The 16,464-nt window shown below is 72.3% G+C and carries 14 protein-coding genes and 1 pseudogene; 6 read left to right on the top strand and 9 right to left on the bottom strand.

Annotated features, from left to right (window positions below):
• Nucleotides 1-11: 11 nt before the first annotated feature.
• From ACIREI_RS32265 to ACIREI_RS32255, 3 genes are all read right to left on the bottom strand, one after another.
• Entirely contained in the window at nt 12-1,463 is a 1,452-nt protein-coding gene (locus ACIREI_RS32265) for a GNAT family N-acetyltransferase (protein WP_403340307.1), read from the bottom strand.
• Between the two features lie 188 nt (nt 1,464-1,651).
• Nucleotides 1,652-3,226: an alkaline phosphatase D family protein gene (locus ACIREI_RS32260; protein WP_403340305.1), complete on the bottom strand. Its 1,575-nt coding sequence runs from the start codon at nt 3,224-3,226 to the stop codon at nt 1,652-1,654.
• A gap of 149 nt (nt 3,227-3,375) precedes the next feature.
• On the bottom strand, nt 3,376-4,920 hold the full coding sequence (locus ACIREI_RS32255) for a PLP-dependent aminotransferase family protein (protein ID WP_403340302.1): 1,545 nt from the start codon (nt 4,918-4,920) through the stop codon (nt 3,376-3,378).
• Between the two features lie 47 nt (nt 4,921-4,967).
• Here ACIREI_RS32255 and ACIREI_RS32250 point away from each other — a divergent pair.
• Nucleotides 4,968-5,756: pseudogene (locus ACIREI_RS32250) on the top strand (EamA family transporter); the annotation flags it as partial.
• A gap of 93 nt (nt 5,757-5,849) precedes the next feature.
• Here the strand turns inward: ACIREI_RS32250 and ACIREI_RS32245 are convergent.
• The gene (locus ACIREI_RS32245) at nt 5,850-6,680 is read right to left on the bottom strand and encodes an alpha/beta fold hydrolase (RefSeq protein ID WP_403340300.1); all 831 of its coding nucleotides are present in this window, start codon (nt 6,678-6,680) and stop codon (nt 5,850-5,852) included.
• A 212-nt stretch (nt 6,681-6,892) separates the two neighbouring features.
• On the opposite strand from ACIREI_RS32245, the gene ACIREI_RS32240 reads away from it, so the two are divergent.
• Nucleotides 6,893-7,777 (top strand): RNA polymerase sigma-70 factor, encoded by an 885-nt coding sequence (locus ACIREI_RS32240; protein WP_403340298.1) that lies wholly within the window; start codon nt 6,893-6,895, stop codon nt 7,775-7,777.
• A gap of 172 nt (nt 7,778-7,949) precedes the next feature.
• Nucleotides 7,950-8,711: a GntR family transcriptional regulator gene (locus tag ACIREI_RS32235; protein WP_403340297.1), complete on the top strand. Its 762-nt coding sequence runs from the start codon at nt 7,950-7,952 to the stop codon at nt 8,709-8,711.
• A 110-nt stretch (nt 8,712-8,821) separates the two neighbouring features.
• Here ACIREI_RS32235 and ACIREI_RS32230 read toward each other — a convergent pair whose 3' ends face one another.
• The 3 genes from ACIREI_RS32230 to ACIREI_RS32220 all read right to left on the bottom strand — a co-directional run bounded on the left by ACIREI_RS32230 (nt 8,822) and on the right by ACIREI_RS32220 (nt 11,995).
• Nucleotides 8,822-9,979, bottom strand: a complete 1,158-nt coding sequence (locus ACIREI_RS32230; protein WP_403340294.1) for an ROK family transcriptional regulator — start codon at nt 9,977-9,979, stop codon at nt 8,822-8,824.
• Nucleotides 9,980-10,136: 157 nt separating this feature from the next.
• A complete protein-coding gene (locus tag ACIREI_RS32225) occupies nt 10,137-10,799 on the bottom strand; it encodes a response regulator (RefSeq protein WP_403340291.1) in 663 nt (220 codons plus the stop codon).
• A 26-nt stretch (nt 10,800-10,825) separates the two neighbouring features.
• Nucleotides 10,826-11,995: a sensor histidine kinase gene (locus ACIREI_RS32220; RefSeq protein ID WP_403340289.1), complete on the bottom strand. Its 1,170-nt coding sequence runs from the start codon at nt 11,993-11,995 to the stop codon at nt 10,826-10,828.
• Between the two features lie 108 nt (nt 11,996-12,103).
• Here ACIREI_RS32220 and ACIREI_RS32215 point away from each other — a divergent pair, with 108 nt between their 5' ends.
• The 3 genes from ACIREI_RS32215 to ACIREI_RS32205 are packed head-to-tail and all read left to right on the top strand — an operon-like array spanning nt 12,104 to nt 14,223.
• On the top strand, nt 12,104-13,024 hold the full coding sequence (locus ACIREI_RS32215) for an ABC transporter ATP-binding protein (protein WP_403340286.1): 921 nt from the start codon (nt 12,104-12,106) through the stop codon (nt 13,022-13,024).
• A gap of 3 nt (nt 13,025-13,027) precedes the next feature.
• A complete protein-coding gene (locus ACIREI_RS32210) occupies nt 13,028-13,753 on the top strand; it encodes an ABC transporter permease (protein WP_403340284.1) in 726 nt (241 codons plus the stop codon).
• A 41-nt stretch (nt 13,754-13,794) separates the two neighbouring features.
• Entirely contained in the window at nt 13,795-14,223 is a 429-nt protein-coding gene (locus ACIREI_RS32205) for a hypothetical protein (RefSeq protein WP_403340281.1), read from the top strand.
• A gap of 4 nt (nt 14,224-14,227) precedes the next feature.
• On the opposite strand, the gene mug is transcribed toward ACIREI_RS32205, so the two are convergent.
• Nucleotides 14,228-14,776, bottom strand: a complete 549-nt coding sequence (mug, locus tag ACIREI_RS32200) for a G/U mismatch-specific DNA glycosylase (RefSeq protein ID WP_403340278.1) — start codon at nt 14,774-14,776, stop codon at nt 14,228-14,230.
• Nucleotides 14,777-14,789: 13 nt separating this feature from the next.
• The gene (gene purB / locus ACIREI_RS32195) at nt 14,790-16,232 is read right to left on the bottom strand and encodes an adenylosuccinate lyase (RefSeq protein ID WP_403340275.1); all 1,443 of its coding nucleotides are present in this window, start codon (nt 16,230-16,232) and stop codon (nt 14,790-14,792) included.
• Nucleotides 16,233-16,464: the final 232 nt, after the last annotated feature.

Genomic DNA, 16,464 nt, shown 5'->3' with positions numbered 1-16,464 from the left:
CCCTACGGCGCTCAGGCCTTACCCAACTCACCCGCACTCGACACTCGCTCCGCAACCTCAACCACGCCGTCCTCCGGCTCAACCGGCGGAGCCAACCGCGCCGTGATGACGAGGGTCCCCTCCTCGATCTGATAGTCGAGGGGGAGCCCCAGCCCCCGCATCGCCGCGACCATCCCGGTGTTGGCCGACTGCGTCACGGCGTACACACTCTCGCAGCCCGCGTCGAGGGCCATCCCCACCAGCCTGCGCAGCAACTCGCTGCCGATGCCCCGCCGCTGCCACGCGTCCTCGACGAGCAGCGCGACCTCCGTCTCGTCACCGTCCCACAGCAGATGACCGAGCCCGACGACACGTCCCGACGCGGTCTGCACGGCGAGCGTCCGCCCGAACCGCGGACTGAGCAGATGCTTGAGATAGCGGTCCGCGTCACCGACCGGCCCGTGGTACCGCATCCCGAGCGTCCGCGCCGAGCACCGCTCGTGCATCTCCCTGGCGGCCCGGAGATCACCGGTGTCCGCCCGGCGCACGGTGATGTCGTTGCCCTCGGGCAACGTCAGCACGTCCTGGCTGCGCGGCACGCGCGGGCCGAGCCGCGCGTCCAGCTCCACCAGCGCCCGCGCCCGCGCGAACTCGGTCGGCGTGAACGGCAGATACGGCCGCTCCACGGTGATCACTCCGCCTTCCGGCGCCCGCAGCCGCATCACGGTCTCCTCCAGGGCCCCTTCCGTCGGTACCGGCTCCGGCCCCCGGCCGCCCCCGGCCGGCCCGGCGGGCAGCGACCGGATGGTGCACCGGCCCAGCAACTGCCGTAGCGCCAGCGGAAGTTCGGCCGCGTCCAGGGCGGTACGGGTGGCGAGGCCGAGCACCCGGGTCGGCGCGTCCACCAGGTCATGGGCGTCGGCCCGCTCGATCCAGGTCCCGGCGCCGCCGGCCACCGAGACCGTCCGGGTGATCTCGGCCGCCGCGAGCCCGCCGGGCGTACGCAGCAGGAACTCGTCCACCGTGCCCTCGGCCAGCGGATGCGTCTGCAGGCTCAGGATGTCCACCCGCAGCTCGGCGAGGGCCGTGCACAGCGCGGCCAGCGATCCCGGTTCGTCCTTCACCGTCGTCCGCATCCGCCACAGCGCGCTGTCCCCGGGCGCCGTCTCGGCCGTGTCCCGTGCCTGGTCCGACGGTCCGGTGTCCGACTGCCCGGCCCGCTTCTCGGAGCGCGGCCGGGCACCGGTATCGCCTGTCGGCGGTGCGTGACCGTGGCGGCGTGCCCACCATGTGTGGAACCCCGCCGTGGCGACCAGCACGGCCGCCGAGACCAGCAGTAGCGTCGGTCCGTCGGGCCCGTGCCCGATCAGGTTCGCCACGGCGTCGGCCGCCGCCACCGCGGTGAAGAGCGCGGCGAGTTCGATGACGTCACGCCGCCAGTGGTGTACAGGACGTCCGTGCTTCGCACGCGTCACATCAGACATGTCTCGACTCATGCACCCACTGTGAAGGAACGGTGTTGCGTGATCACGAACGCCTTGTGACGGGGCGGTAAAGAACGCTTATGTCTAATTTGTAGGTTTTTCAATTACGTTGCGGGCCCGACCGGTGCGACCGTGCCGCGCCCCGGGGGATGACACCGGTGCGCGGCACGGGTTTCAGGCTACGGGATCTACTGACCGACCCGGCCCGGCTGCAGCACCTGCGTGAACAGCACGGTGCCGTCCGACTCGCGCAGGCGCACCGTCAGCTCGCCGCTGCCGCCGTCGATGTCGACCTCGCCGAAGAACTGGTAGCCCCCGGCGGGCGAGACGTTCGCGGTCGTCGGCGCTTTAAGGAACACCCGCTCCGGGCCGAAGGTGTTGTCCAGGGTGTTCGCCGGGAACGCGCCCGCGTTGAGCGGGCCGGAGACGAACTCCCAGAACGGCTCGAAGTCGGTGAAGGCCGCCCGCGAGGGCTGGTAGTGCTGGGCCGAGGTGTAGTGCACGTCCGCGGTCAGCCACACCGTGCCCGTGATCCTGCGGTGCTTGATGAACCGCAGCAGCTCGGCGATCTGCAGCTCACGGCCCAGCGGGGCCCCCGGGTCGCCCTGGGCGACGGCCTCGATGTTCGGCTTGCCGTCGCCGGTGTCCGGTACCACCAGACCGAGCGGCATGTCGGAGGCGATCACCTTCCACACCGCCCGGGAGCGGGACAGCTCGCGCTTGAGCCAGTCCAGCTGCTCGGCGCCGAGGATGCCCTGCGCGTCGGTGGCCTGGTCGTCCGTCGAGTTGGCGTTGCGGTAGGTCCGCATGTCCAGCACGAACACGTCCAGCAGCGGACCGTGGTTGACCACCCGGTAGACCCGGCCGTCGGGGCGGCGCAGCGTCGAGATGGGGAAGTACTCCGAGAACGCCTGCCGGGCGCGAGCGGCCAGGACGTCGACGTTCTTCTCCGTGTAGCGGGCGTCGCCGAGGATCTCACCGGGGTACCAGTTGTTGGTCACCTCGTGGTCGTCCCACTGGATGATGGACGGGACCTGGGCGTTGAACCGCTTGAGGTTCTCGTCGAGCAGGTTGTAGCGGAAGTTGCCGCGGAACTCGGCCAGCGTCTCGGCGACCTTGGACTTCTCCTCGGTGGTGATGTTCCGCCAGGTGCTGCCGTCGGGCAGGGCGACCGAGGCCGAGATCGGGCCGTCGGCGTAGATGTTGTCGCCGCTGCAGAGGAAGAGGTCCGGGTCCAGCGCGGCCATCGCGTTGTAGATCCGGTAGCCGCCGAAGTCCGGGTTGATGCCCCAGCCCTGCCCGGCCAGGTCGCCCGACCACACGAAGCGCACGCCGTCACGCCGCCGCGCGGAGGCCGTACGGAACGTGCCGGTGACCGGCTCCCCGGTGCGGCGCGGGTCGTCCGGGTCGGCGAGCAGCACGCGGTAGTGGATCTGCTCGCCGGACGGCAGACCGCGCAGCCGGGTCGTGCCGGTGAAGTCGGTGTCGGCGCCGAGCAGCGGGCCCTGCCATCTGCGCGGGTTGCGGAACGACTCCGTCGCGGACGTCTCGACGACCATCCGAGCCGGACGGTCCGAACGCACCCACACCAGCCCGGAGTCGCAGGTCACGTCTCCCGTCTGCACGCCCCAGCCCGCCTTGGGGCGTCCCGACAGGGCGAACGCCGGTGCCGAGCCGAGCGCCGTGGGCAGGGTGAGTGCCGCCGAGGCGGCGAGCGAGCCGCGCAGGACGCTGCGACGACCCGGGAACGGACGGTGTGACATGGAGGCCTCCAGGGGCGGGATCCGGCCAGTGTGCAGTGCCACAACTACTGGTGCGCCGCAGCGCACACGGAAACCACAAGTGAACAACTGACCGCTTCCGCAAGGAAACCGGGGAGTCACGCGGGAGACAGGCGGACGTACGGTTCCGGTCACCCGCCGGTGGGCGCGGTGTCCCGGCGGCCGGCGACCGCCTCGGCCATCAGCCGTACCCCCGCCCGGATCCGCGCGGGCGACAGGTGCGCGTATCCCAGGACGAGCCGCACGCCCGGCCGGCTCCCGTCACCGGCACGCGCGTGTGCGTAGTCCGTCAGTGGACGCACCGCGACCCCGGCGGCGGCCACGCGCGCGAGGAACCGCTCCTGAGGTCCGAACCGTTCCGGCACGGCCGCGATGACGTGCAGCCCCGCGGCGATCCCGGTCACCTCCGCGCCCGGAAAATGCTCCTCCAGAGCCGCGACGAGCGTGTCACGACGCTCCCGGTACGCCCGCTGGCAGCGGCGCAGCTGGCGGTCGTAGTCACCACGCTCCAGGAACCGGGCGAACAGCGCCTGGTCCAGGGCCGGATGCCCGAGGTCCATGGTCCGTTTGCGCTCGACGACGTCCTCGGCCAGCGACTCCGGTACGAGCAGCCAGCCCAGCCGCAGACCCGGAGCGAGGGACTTGCTGACCGAGCCCGTGTAGGCGACGCGCTCGGGGTCGAGCCCCTGGAGCGCGCCGACGGGGGCGCGATCGTACCGGAAGTCCCCGTCGTAGTCGTCCTCGAGGACGACGCCCTCGACGGACCGCGCCCAGTCGAGCAGCTCGGTGCGTCGGCGGGCGGAGTAGGCGATGCCGGTGGGGAACTGGTGGGCCGGTGTCGTGACGACGGACCGTACGCCCGACTCCCGCAGCGGGCCCATGGCCAGCCCCTCCTCGTCCAGCGGCAGCGGCAGGGTCGTGACGCCGGCGGCGGCATACAGGGCGTCGTGCTGCGGGCTTCCCGGGTCCTCGACGCCGACTTCGCGCATCCCGCGCGCGTGCAGCACGAAGCCGAGCAGCGTCGTCGCCTGCGCCACCCCGGAGACGACCACGATGCGCTCGGGGTCCGCGACCACGCCCCGGCGGCGAGCGAGGAGTTCGGCGAGCGCCGTACGCAGCCGGGGCAGCCCGCGCGGGTCGGGATAGCCGAGCTCGTGGTGCGGCAGCTCGGCCAGCACCCCGCGCTGGGCCGCCGCCCACGCGGCACGGGGGAACAGCGACATGTCCGGCGTCCCGGGCACGAAGTCGGCCCTGGCGTCGGTGGAGCGCGGCGCGAGGTCACGCGCGCGTGGCCCGGCGGCCCGTACCGCGTCGCCCACCCACGTTCCGGCACCCCGGCCGCTGCGCAGATAGCCCTCCGCCGTCAACTGCTCGTACGCCTCGGTGACCAGCCCGCGCGACACTCCGAGGTCGGCGGCGAGATCCCTGCTCGACGGCAGCCGTGTACCCGGCGCGAGCCGCCCCGACCGCACCGCCTCACGCAGCGCCGCCTGCAGCGAACGCCCACGCGCGCGTGCGGGCGCCGACGCGGCGGGAAGAAGCAACTCCCAGGCGGGCGACGGCACGTGACGCTCCGCGCTGCCCGCCGAGGGCGTCGGCCTGCTCGGCTCGGCGGCGCACGGCGTCGTGGTGGACCGCGGCGGCCGGCCGGCGGAATTGGTCTCCGATGGAGTCATGAAAGTGGACCTTAATCCGGACCGCGGCGGTTCCTAGCGTCGCTGCCATGAACGCCACCACCACGCGCGGTGCCCTTCTCGCCGCGCTCGCCTGTGTCCTCGTCGGAGGGTCCTTCACCGCCAACAGCCTCCTGGGCGACTACCCCTACGCGGGCGGCCAGTTCCTGCGCTACGGCCTCGCCTGTCTCCTGCTCGTCCCGCTGGCCGGCCGGGACGCCACGGCCCGGCTGCGGGCACTGGCCGCCGGTCAGTGGGTCCGCCTCGCGGTGCTCGCGGCCGTCGGCATGGTCGGCTTCAACCTCGCCGTCATCGCCGCCGAGCGCACCGCCGAACCCGCGGTTCCCGGTGTCCTCGTCGGCTGTGCGCCCGTGGTCGTGGCCGTCGTCGTCCCCCTGCTGGACGGACGCCGGCCCCAACGGGCCGTCCTGTACGGGGCGTTGACCGTCGCCGCGGGCGCGTTCGCGGTCCAGGGCTGGGGCCGCACGGACGGCGCGGGCATCGCCTTCTCCGCGTGCGCGCTGGTGGGCGAGGTCGGCTTCGCGGTCCTCGCCGTGCCCGTGCTGCGTCCCCTGGGCCCGCGGCTGCTGTCCGCCACCGTGTGCGGGGTCGCCGCCGTCGAGTCCGCGGTGGCCGGGCTGCTGCTGGACGGCACCGCGTGGCTGCGGCGTCCCGACGGCACGGAGAGCGTCGCGCTGCTGTGGCAGGCGGTGGTCGTGACCGTCGTCGGCTTCGTGTGCTGGTACATGGGCATGCAACGGATCGGCGCCGAGCGCGCCACGCTCTTCTCCGGCCTCATCCCGGTCGCCGCCGCCTGCACCGCCCCGCTCGTCGGAACCGGCTCCTACGGCACCGCCCAAGCCCTGGGCAGCGCCCTCGTCGGCGCCGGAGTCGCCCTGGGTTCCGGCGCGTTGACGCGCGCCCCGCGCGGGTCAGCGGCTGCCGTCGAGGATGACCCGCGCGACCAGGGCCGGGTCGTCGTTCATCGGGCAGTGGCCGCAGCCGGGCAGCCGGACGAGACGCGCCCGGGGGATGATCTGCTTGGCGCGCACCCCTTGCCGGCGCACGAGCAGCCGGTCCCTGGTGCCCCACGCCACGGTGACCGGGATCCCGGGGATGTCGTCGGCGAACCGGACGGCCCGGCCGGCCCGGAGAGTCTGGTCGAATCCCGTGGCCCGCGCCAGCGCGAGGGTCTCGGCCACCACGGCCTCGGGTGAACGGCGGCCGGGGCGGGCGTAGATCGTGCTCGTCAGGACCGTACGACCGGCCGCCGACCGGGACAGCTGCTCCACCAGGGGCATCGGCAGCCGCCGGGAGATGTGCCGCATCGCCAGCAGTACACCGAAGGCATAGCGTCGCTCGGCCTCGGACCAGAACCCCGCGGGGGACAGGGCGGTGACGGACCGCACGAGCTTCTCGCGGCCGAGCTCCAGCGCGATGAGCCCGCCCAGCGAGTTGCCCACGACATGCGGCCGGTCGAGTTCCATGGCCGCGCAGAAGGCCGCGAACACGGCCGTGGTCGTGGCCAGGTCGTAGTCGAGGCCGTCCGGCAGGCCCGGAGACGTGCCGAACCCGGGCAGGTCCACGGAGACCACCTCCCGCTCGGCCGCCAGGATGTCCACCACCGGGTTCCAGACCTGCCGGTGGTGACCTATGCCGTGCAACAGGAGCAGCGGCTCGCCGCTCCCCACGCGCGCGTAGTCGACGGTCACACTCTGCGGGCCGTGGGGAGAGGGGACCTTGAAGGAGACGGTGGCGGACATGGGTGCTCCTCGTCTGGGACACGCGCGGACACGCTGACGGACGGCGTAGACAGCTTGTCAGCAATTACTACCGGCGGGTAGCCCCTGGCGGCCGCCGACCGGAGGCCGGAAAAGTCCCTCAACCCGTCCCGTGTGCCGCGGGATTGACTCCACAAGGCCGGCGCCGCCGAATTCGCCTGGACACGGGCGGACGGGTCGGCTGGGATGGAGACGTGACCACCGACATCGAGACCGACGTCTTCGAAGAGCACCGCCCCGTTCTCCTGGGGGTCGCCTACCGCATGCTCGGCCGCGTGGCCGACGCGGAGGACGTGGTGCAGGAGGCATGGCTCCGCTGGTCCGGTGCCGACCGGTCGCAGGTGCGCGAACCGCGCGGCTATCTGGTGCGCATCACCACCCGCCTCGCCATCGACCGGCTGCGCCAGGTCAAGGCGCGGGGCGAGACGTATATCGGCCCCTGGCTGCCGGAGCCGTACGTCACCGACTTCGGGCACACCGTCCCGGACAGCGCGGAACGTGCCGTCCTCGCCGACTCCGTCTCCCTCGCCGTCCTCGTCGTCCTGGAGTCGCTCTCGCCCCTGGAACGGGCGGTGTTCGTCCTCAGGGAGGCCTTCGGCTACCCGTACGCCGAGATCGCCGCCATGCTCGACCGAGGCGAGGCGGCGGTGCGGCAGCTGGCCGGGCGGGCCCGCAAGCATGTCGACGAGCGGCGGCCGCGCTACGAGGTCGACCCCGTCCAGCGGCGCGATCTCACCGAACGGTTCCTGGCCGCGGCGGCGGAGGGCGACCTGGAGGGGCTCATGTCCCTGCTGGCCCCGGACGTCCGCCTCGTCGGCGACAGCGGCGGCAAGGCCAAGGCGCCGGTGCGGGTCCTGGAGACGGCCGACAAGGTGGGCCGTTTCCTCGTCGGCGCCGCGCGGAAGGGCGTCGCCGATGTGTCCTTCCGGTTCCTGGAGCTCAACGGCGGCCCCGCGGTGCTGGTGCGGTCCGGCGACAAGCCCGACAGCGTCTTCCAGCTGGATGTCCTGGACGGGCGGATCCAGTCGGTCTACATCATCCGTAACCCCGACAAGCTGACCTCCCTGGCCACGGCGTAGTTCCCGCCGCCGAGCCCCGGGCTTGGCGGCTCGATCCCGTCCCCGTGAACGTTCCCGGCGATTGGTATTGACCAAGGGTGAGGGCCGCCCTATGGTCGCAGAGAAGTGCAACAACCTTTAATAAACAAGGGCGCTAAAACGCCGACGGGCCACGGCGATTGCGGAGGACAGGGTGGGGACCACGCAGCTGGAATCGGTGCCGGAACCGAAGTACTGGCACCTGAGGACCGTACTCAGTGAGGCATTGGAATCCGAGTTCTCCGTGGGCGAGATCCTGCCCAACGAGCGCGACCTGGCCGCCCGCTTCGGCGTCGCCCGGGCCACGCTCCGCCAGGCACTGGAACAGCTCGAACTGGAAGGCCGACTGCAGCGCCGCCGCGGTGTCGGTACGACCGTCGCGCCGCCCCGCGTGGGCGTGGCCGTCGGCACCGAGCAGCACACCTGGCCGGGGACGGCCGACGACGTCTGGCAGCCCGCGGACTGCACCCTGGCGGTCCCGCCCGCGTCCGTCGCCGCCGCCCTGGAAATCGGCCGGGACGAGGCCGTGCACATCGTGCGCCGCTCCCGCGTGACGCACGGCCAGCCCGTCGCCGCCGAGCTGCTCTACATCCCGCAGTCGTCGGTGCCCGACCTCTCCGCCATCGACGCCCCGTCCGCAGCCGCACGCGCGCGTGCCGTGCTGCGCGAGCTGCAGCGCCTGGACCTCGAGGGGCAGGAGAACGCCGTCGAGCTGGGCTCGGCCCGCGCGGACGACGCCAAGGAGCTGGACCGTCTGCCGGGGGCGCCCGTCCTCGTCGTCACCACCCGCTACATCGCCGAGGGCCGCACCGCGGCGCTCTCCGTCGCCACGTACCGCGCGGACACGTGCCGGCTGACCTTCGGCGACCTCGGCGGCGTGGAGATCCACCAGGACCCGGAACGCCGGGCGTCCTGACCGCCGCACCGGCACCTGCCTCGCGCCCCGGACCCGCTCCGGGGCGCGACGCGTTCACCGGCACACCCGGCACCGCACCGCCGCCGGGAGCGGCGACTGACCGCCGAGCGTCAGCGCCGTCCCGTCACCGTGCCCTCCACCGCGAAGAGCTGCTCCTCCACATGGTCGAGAGCGAGCCGCAGCGCTCCCGTCGCCACCGCCGCCTCGCCGAGAAGGGACAGGGCGACCTTCGGGGGGCGCAGGCAGTAGCGGGCCAGCTCGCGCCGCAGCGGCTCCAGTACGCCGTCCAGGCCCGCCGCCCAGCCGCCGACGACGACCAGCTCGGGGTCGAGCGCGAGGACGAGGGCTGCCACGTCGTGGACGAGGCGCTGGATGAAGCGGTCGACGGCCGCGCGGGCCCCCTCGTCGCCCTCCCGGGCCTGCGCGAAGACCTCGGCGACAGCGTGCTCGTCGAGTGGCCTCAGGGGCTCGTCCGTGGTGGACAGCAGGGTCTCCGGAGTCGCCTCGCGGCCCAGCAGATGCAGCGCGCCGATCTCGCCGGCCGCCCCGCCGAATCCCCGGTGCAGCTGCCCGCCGATCAGCGCACCGGCGCCCGGGCTCAGCCCGGCCAGCACGAACACCACGTCGTCCGACTCGGTCGCCGAACCCTTCCAGTGCTCGGCGACCGCCGCCGCGTTGGCGTCGTTCTCCACCAACACCGGGCACTTGAAGGACCGGCTCAGCCGCTCGCCCAGCCGCAGCCCCGTCCACTCGGGCAGCGCGGCGCCCAGCCGCACGGTGCCGTCCGCCTCCACGATGCCCGGCGTCGCGACACCCACGGCCCGCAACGAGCCGCGCGCGACACCGGCCCGGCGCAACAGTTCGGCGACCGCCGTACGCAGCCGTTCCAGCCGCTCGTCGGCCGGAGCCGTCTCGTCGACGTCCTTCGCGATGGAGCCGAGCACCCGGCCGTCCAGATCGGCGAGGAGCGCGGCCACCCGATGCGACCCGATGTCCACGCCCAGCAGATGCCCAGCCTCCGCCCGGAACCGGAACCGCCGCGCGGGCCGCCCCTGACGCCGGACGACACTTTCGTCGGCGGCCTTCTCGACGACGTAACCCGCCTCGATGAGGCCCTCGACGACGCCCTCCACGGTCGGGCGGGACAGTCCGGTGACCCGGGTGATCTCCGTCAGCGTCGCGGCGTCCGTGGCACGCAGCGCGTGCAGCACCACCGCGGAATTGATCCTTCGCAGCAGCGAGGGATCCCCGCCGGTCAGCCGCCCCAACGTCCGTCCTCCCAGCTCGTACGCATGTTGGGCGGATGCTACTCGCCGGGACGGACGCGGGCGAGGGGTGGGCACCCGCCGCGCCTACCGGCCGGTCCGTACGCCGACACCACCGGACAGGGCCGTCGTGCCTCACCGCACACCCCGCAAGCCCGGATCACCCCGGCGCCACGAACCCCGACTCGTACGCCGTGATCACCGCCTGCGTGCGATCGCGCGCCCCGAGCTTCGCCAGGACGGCACTCACATGTGACTTCACGGTCTCCGTGCCGACGACCAGCCGGGCGGCGATCTCCGCGTTCGACAGCCCACGTGCCATCAGCCGCAGCACCTCGGCCTCCCGTTCGGTCAGCCGGGCCCGCTCCAGTACGGCGCGCGCCGCCCGGTTGCCGCCGTCGTCGCCGTACCGCGCGGCGAGCCGGCGCACCGAGGCGGGGAACAACAGCGACTCGCCCGCGGCCACCAGCCGCACCGCGTGCACGATCTCGGCCGGCCGGGCCCGCTTCAGCAGGAACCCGTCGGCACCGGCCCGCAGCGCCTCGTACACGTACTCGTCGTTCTCGAAGGTCGTCACGACGACGATCTTCGGCGGCTCGTCGACCGTCCGCAGCACCGCGCGCGTGGCCTCGATCCCGTCCAGCAGCGGCATCCGCACGTCCATGGCGACCACGTCGGGCCGCAACTGACGGACCAGCGGGATCACCGCCGCCCCGTCGGCCGCCTCCCCGACGACCTCGATGTCGGGCTGGGCCTCCAACACCGCCCGCAGACCGGCGCGTACGAGGGGTTCGTCGTCGACAAGGAGAACGGTGACCGGCATCCGGTCAGCGTAGATCAACTCGCAGATCAACCGAGCGGCAGCTCAACATGAACCTGCCAGTCACCTTCGTCGGGACCGGTCCGCGCGCGCCCGCCCAGCAGGGCCGCGCGCTCGCGTATGCCACGCAAGCCGCTGCCTCTGCCGGGCCCGGGTATGTCGGCGCCGAGCGGACTGCGGACCTCCAGACCCAGGGCGTCGTCCGTGACCTCGATGCGGATCCGTACCGGGACGGCGCCCGCGTGCCGCAGCACATTGGTCAGCGACTCCTGGAGTATGCGGTAGCCCTCCCGGGAGACCGGTCCCGGCACTGTCTCCAGGGGGCCGGTCATGTCGACGTCGACCTTCGCGCCGGAGGTACGTGCGGATTCCAGCAGCCGGTCGGCGTCCGTGAGCGTCGGCCGGCTGCCGACCGGCCGCTCGGACTCGCGCAGGATGCCGAGGACCCGCTCCAGGTCCTCCAGCGCGGCCCGGCCGGTCTCCTCGATGGCGTCCAAGGCCCGGTCCGTGAAGGAGGGGTCGCCCGCCGCGCGCGCGGCACCCGCCTGCACCACGGCCACGGTCAGGGCATGGCCGATGGAGTCGTGCAGTTCGCGGGCGATGCGGGTGCGTTCCAGGAGCTGCTCGGTGCGCTCCTCCAGGGCGGCGAGGCGCTCGGCGGGGGAAGGGCCGAGGAGGCGGTGGGCGAGGGCGGTGATGATCCGGCCCGAGCCGACCACGGTCAGCGCCAGCACAGCCAGCGACACGGGCGCGAGCAGGAGGTGCCACCAGTGGTGGCCGTCGAGGTAGAGCAGCACACCCTCCTCGGCGTCGCGGCCGAACGCCGACAACGCCAAGTCCACTGAGGCGAGCATCAGTTGGACGATGAATGTGGAGGTCGCGCAGCCGAGCACGAGCCGTGCCTCCAGCCACACGACGAGCCGCCCGCGGTCGCTCCAGGAGGCGGACGGGGCGACGACGATGTCGGCGCTCGCACTGTCGTGCCGGTGACCGGTCAGCAGCAGCTTCGCCTGCAGCCCTTCCACGGTGCGCATCGCGGGAATCAGCCCGGCCGGGGCGAGCAGCACGGCCGCCGACACCCAGGTCCACCACGCCTCCTCGATGAACAGCAGCATCGACGGCCACACGATGGCGATGAACAGATGCAGCACTCGTGTGTACGTCACCGCCCGGCCGAACGGGCGCAGCAAGCGGACCATTTCGCCATCGTGCCAGCCGCCACTGACAACGGGCCTCCCCCGCACGGGGGAGACGATCTCCTCGGACGGGGGAGGCCCCCACCTGTCCCCGACGGCCAGTCTGTTGCCATGACCAGCATCGACGTCCAAGACCTCACCAAGGAGTACGGCACCCGCCGGGCCGTGGACCACCTCACCTTCCGCGTCGAGCCCGGCCGCGTCACCGGCTTCCTCGGCCCCAACGGCGCCGGAAAGTCCACCACCATGCGGCTGGTGCTCGGCCTCGACCGGCCAACCTCCGGAACCGCGACGATCGGCGGCCGCGCCTACGCGACGCTCCACGAACCTCTGCGCCAGGTGGGCGCGTTGCTCGACGCCCAGGCCGCGCACGGCTCCCGCACCGCTCGCGACCATCTGCGTGTCCTGGCCGCGAGCAACCGCATCCCCAACCGCAGGGTCGACGAGGTCCTGGAGGAGACGGGGCTCACGTCGGTCGCACGCCGTCGGGTGAAGACGTACTCCCTGGGCATGCGCCAGCGGCTCGGTATCGCGGCCGCCCTCCTCGGCGACCCGGAGGTGGTCATGCTCGACGAGCCGTCCAACGGCCTCGACCCCGAAGGCATCATCTGGATACGCCAGTTGCTGCGTCGCCTCGCGGGGGAGGGGCGCACGGTCCTGGTCTCCAGCCACCTCATGAACGAGACCGCGTCCTTCGCCGACCACCTCGTGGTCCTCGGCCGGGGGCGCCTGCTGGCCGACACCCCGATGCGGGAGTTCATCCGCGCGCGCGTGGAACCCCGCGTCCGCATCCGCACCACGGACACCACCGCTCTCAAGACCGCCCTCGCCCGACACGGTCACGATGCCGTCCAGCACGAGGACGGGCACTGGACCGTGCGCCACGCGCGCGTGGACGACATCGGCCGCCTGATCTCCCAGGCAGGCGTCCCCGTCCTCGAACTCGCCGCCGAGGAAGGCACGTTGGAGCAGGCCTATCTCGATCTGACCGCGACCGAGGCCGAGTTCACCGCACACCCCCAGGAGGCCTGAACCATGGCATTCGCGCCCGTACTCCACTCGGAGTGGCTCAAGATCCGTACGCTCCGCTCGCTGCCGGGAGCGCTGCTCGCACTGCTCGCCGCGACCACGGCGTTCTCCGCGCTGGCCGGCGCGTCCGGGACCTCCGAGCCGGATTTCGACCCGCTCTTCACCGCGCTGTCCGGCGTGCTGCCGGGCCAGATCGCGGCCATCTCGTTCGGCGCGCTGGCTGTGTCGTCGGAGTACCACGGGGGTGCGCTCCGACTGTCGCTGGCCGCGGTCCCGCAGCGTGGATGGTGGTTCGCCGCGAAGGTGACGGCCATCGCCGTACCGGCCCTGATCGTCGGACTGGCCACCGCCTTCATCGCGCTCCTCGTGGCACGCGCGGGACTCGGCTCCGCGGCGAGCGGGCTCACCGTGGCCGAGCAGGTGCGCGGGGTCCTGGGCTGCGGGATCTATCTCATGCTGATGGCCTTGTTCGCGGCCGGTCTCACCGTCCTGCTGCGCAGCGGTGTCGCCACGCTGTCCATCCTGATCCCGTTCATCCTCGTGGTGTCGTTCGTGATCGGCGATGCCGCGGGCACCGTCGCGGACTTCCTGCCGGACAAGGCGGGACAGATCGTGATCCACCAGACCTACGACGGCACGCTCGGGCCATGGTCGGGCCTGACGGTGACCGCACTGTGGACGGCTGCCGCGCTGGTGGCGGGGGCGTGGAGCGTGCGGCGACGGGACGCCTGACAGGACGCCAATTGTCAGTGGGGCCGGGTTTACTGGACCACATGGACATCGCACGGCACTTCGCCCTCATCGACGAGCTGTGCTTGCGCCCCTTCCCGGCGGAGCACGGCCCGTCGGACGTCGGCGACGAGGGCCCGGGCTATCACGTCGTGGTGTTAGAGGGGAGCCAGGGTGACTGCGGGATGCGGGCGGCGACGGTGGAGCAGTACGAGAAGTACCGGGACGCGCTCTACGAGTTGCTCGCGCCCCGCTGGGGTGACACGGATCCACTGAATCTGCAGACCACTTCGCTGCGCACCGAGCGAGAGGAGATACCCGAGCCCTGGGCCTCACTCAGCGCCCGAGCCCGCGTCGCTCACGTGTGGGAAGCGGAGGGGACGGGCCGTTGGGTCGCGGTGGCCGTCGCCGACCGGGACGAGGCCGACGACGTGCAGCTTCTGGCAGTAGTCACGGAAATCGACCCACCATGACTCGTCAGCCCTCTCGCGCCGCCACCCGCAAGCGCCCGAACTCCTCCGCCATCGTCGCCGCCGTCCAATGCGCGTTCAGCCCGCTCGGATTCGGCAGCACCCACACGCGCGTGTCCCCGATCACCCGCTCCTGCGGGCCCACCTGGGCCTTGCGGTCCTCGAACGCGGCGCGGTACGCGGTGACGCCCACCACGGCCAGCCAACGTGGCCGCAGCCGCGTCACCTTCGTCGCCAGCAGCCGTCCGCCCTCGCGATACTCCTCCGCGCTCAACTCGTCGGCCCGTGCCGTCGCCCGTGCCACGACGTTCGTGATGCCGAGCCCGTAGGACAGCAACTCCCGCTGCTCCGACGGTTTCATGAGCCTCGGCGTGAAGCCGGACAGGTGCAGCACCGGCCAGAAACGGTTGCCGGGGCGGGCGAAGTGATGGCCGGTCGCGGCCGTCATCAGACCGGGGTTGATGCCGCAGAACAGCACATGGAGACCGTCCGCGACGACGTCCGGTACCAGACGGTCGCGAGCGGCCTCCAACTGCTCGGCTGTGAAGCGCGCCATGCCGATCGACGCGCTAGAGGATGGCCCCGGGCGTGTAACCGGCGGCCTCCGGGCGCTGCTTCACGATCTCCTCGATGCGGCCCACGACGACGCCGACCTGGTCGGCCGCGGCGCCCGTGAAGGACAGCTTGTCGGCCATCAGCGCGTCCAGTGCGGCGCGGTCGAGCGGAATGCGCTCGTCGGCGGCGAGCTTGTCGAGCAGCTCGTTGCGCTCGGCGCCCTGCTCGCGCATCGCCAGCGCGGAGGCGACCGCGTTCTCCTTGATCGCCTCGTGCGCCAGCTCACGGCCCACGCCCGCGCGCACCGCGCCCATCAGCACCTTGGTGGTGGCGAGGAACGGCAGGTAACGGTCCAGCTCACGCGCCACGACCGTCGGGAAGGCGCCGAACTCGTCGAGGACCGTCAGGAACGTCTCCAGCAGCCCGTCGAGCGCGAAGAACGCGTCCGGCAGCGCGACCCGGCGCACCACCGAGCAGGACACGTCGCCCTCGTTCCACTGGTCGCCCGCCAGCTCGCCCGTCATCGAGGCGTAGCCGCGCAGGATCACCATCAGGCCGTTGACGCGCTCGCAGGAGCGGGTGTTCATCTTGTGCGGCATCGCGGAGGAGCCGACCTGGCCCGGCTTGAAGCCCTCGGTCACCAGCTCGTGCCCGGCCATCAGCCGGATCGTCTTCGCCAGCGACGACGGCGCCGCCGCCAGCTGCACCAGCGCGGTCACGACCTCGTAGTCCAGCGAGCGCGGGTATACCTGGCCGACCGAGGTGAACGCCTGCGAGAAGCCCAGGTGCCCGGCGATCCGGCCCTCCAGGTCCGCCAGCTTCGAGGCGTCCCCACCCAGCAGGTCCAGCATGTCCTGAGCCGTGCCCACCGGGCCCTTGATGCCGCGCAGCGGGTAGCGGCCGAGCAGCTCCTCGACCCGGCCGTACGCGACGAGCAGCTCGTCGGCGGCGGTCGCGAAACGCTTGCCCAGCGTCGTGGCCTGCGCGGCGACGTTGTGCGAGCGGCCGGCCATGACCAGCTCGCCGTACTCGCCGGCCAGCTTGCCGAGGCGGGCCAGGACGGCGACCGTACGGTCGCGCATCAGCTCCAGCGAGAGCCGGATCTGCAGCTGCTCGACGTTCTCCGTGAGGTCGCGGGACGTCATGCCCTTGTGCACGTGCTCGTGCCCGGCGAGGTCGTTGAACTCCTCGATCCGCGCCTTCACGTCGTGCCGCGTGACCTTCTCGCGCTCGGCGATGGAGGCCAGGTCGACGGTGTCCAGGACGCGCTCGTAGTCGGCGATCGCCTCGTCCGGAACCTCGATCCCGAGGTCCTTCTGGGCCCGCAGCACGGCGAGCCAGAGCTGCCGCTCGAGCTTCACCTTCTGCTCGGGGGACCAGAGCGTGGCGAGCTCGGTGGAGGCGTAGCGTCCGGCGAGGACGTTCGGGATGCGGGGCTTGACGGGCGCAGAAGTCACGTGTCCGGAGTTTACCCGGCGCCCCGAGGGCCCCCGATGGCGCATACGGCCCGGAGCACCCCAGGTCAGGCGTGCTCTGCAGACCGTCCTTCCGCTGGTCCGCGAGGGTGCGCCGCGCGACGGACGCCGCTGTCGCCATTGGAGTGAGGCCGCCGGCCGCATACCCGGCGATCGGGTGAATTCCCTGGACATCGACGCGTCCTGGTTTCTGGGACCCGCCTGTCTCGTTCAT

Origin of the sequence: Streptomyces sp. NPDC093591, from assembly GCF_044764885.1 — a bacterium.
In the GTDB taxonomy this organism is placed as follows: Bacteria; Actinomycetota; Actinomycetes; order Streptomycetales; family Streptomycetaceae; genus Streptomyces.
Note: the sequence above shows the minus strand (reverse complement) of the source record. Positions and strands in the feature narration are given on the sequence as shown.

Coding starts and splice junctions, on each gene's coding strand:
- ACIREI_RS32225 (WP_403340291.1), bottom strand. CDS start 10,799: ATGCCGGTCACCGTTCTCCTTGTCGACGACGAACCCCTCGTACGCGCC.
- ACIREI_RS32245 (WP_403340300.1), bottom strand. CDS start 6,680: ATGTCCGCCACCGTCTCCTTCAAGGTCCCCTCTCCCCACGGCCCGCAG.
- ACIREI_RS32255 (WP_403340302.1), bottom strand. CDS start 4,920: ATGACTCCATCGGAGACCAATTCCGCCGGCCGGCCGCCGCGGTCCACC.
- ACIREI_RS32260 (WP_403340305.1), bottom strand. CDS start 3,226: ATGTCACACCGTCCGTTCCCGGGTCGTCGCAGCGTCCTGCGCGGCTCG.
- ACIREI_RS32210 (WP_403340284.1), top strand. CDS start 13,028: ATGGCATTCGCGCCCGTACTCCACTCGGAGTGGCTCAAGATCCGTACG.
- mug (WP_403340278.1), bottom strand. CDS start 14,776: ATGGCGCGCTTCACAGCCGAGCAGTTGGAGGCCGCTCGCGACCGTCTG.
- ACIREI_RS32265 (WP_403340307.1), bottom strand. CDS start 1,463: ATGTCTGATGTGACGCGTGCGAAGCACGGACGTCCTGTACACCACTGG.
- ACIREI_RS32215 (WP_403340286.1), top strand. CDS start 12,104: ATGACCAGCATCGACGTCCAAGACCTCACCAAGGAGTACGGCACCCGC.
- ACIREI_RS32220 (WP_403340289.1), bottom strand. CDS start 11,995: ATGGTCCGCTTGCTGCGCCCGTTCGGCCGGGCGGTGACGTACACACGA.
- ACIREI_RS32205 (WP_403340281.1), top strand. CDS start 13,795: ATGGACATCGCACGGCACTTCGCCCTCATCGACGAGCTGTGCTTGCGC.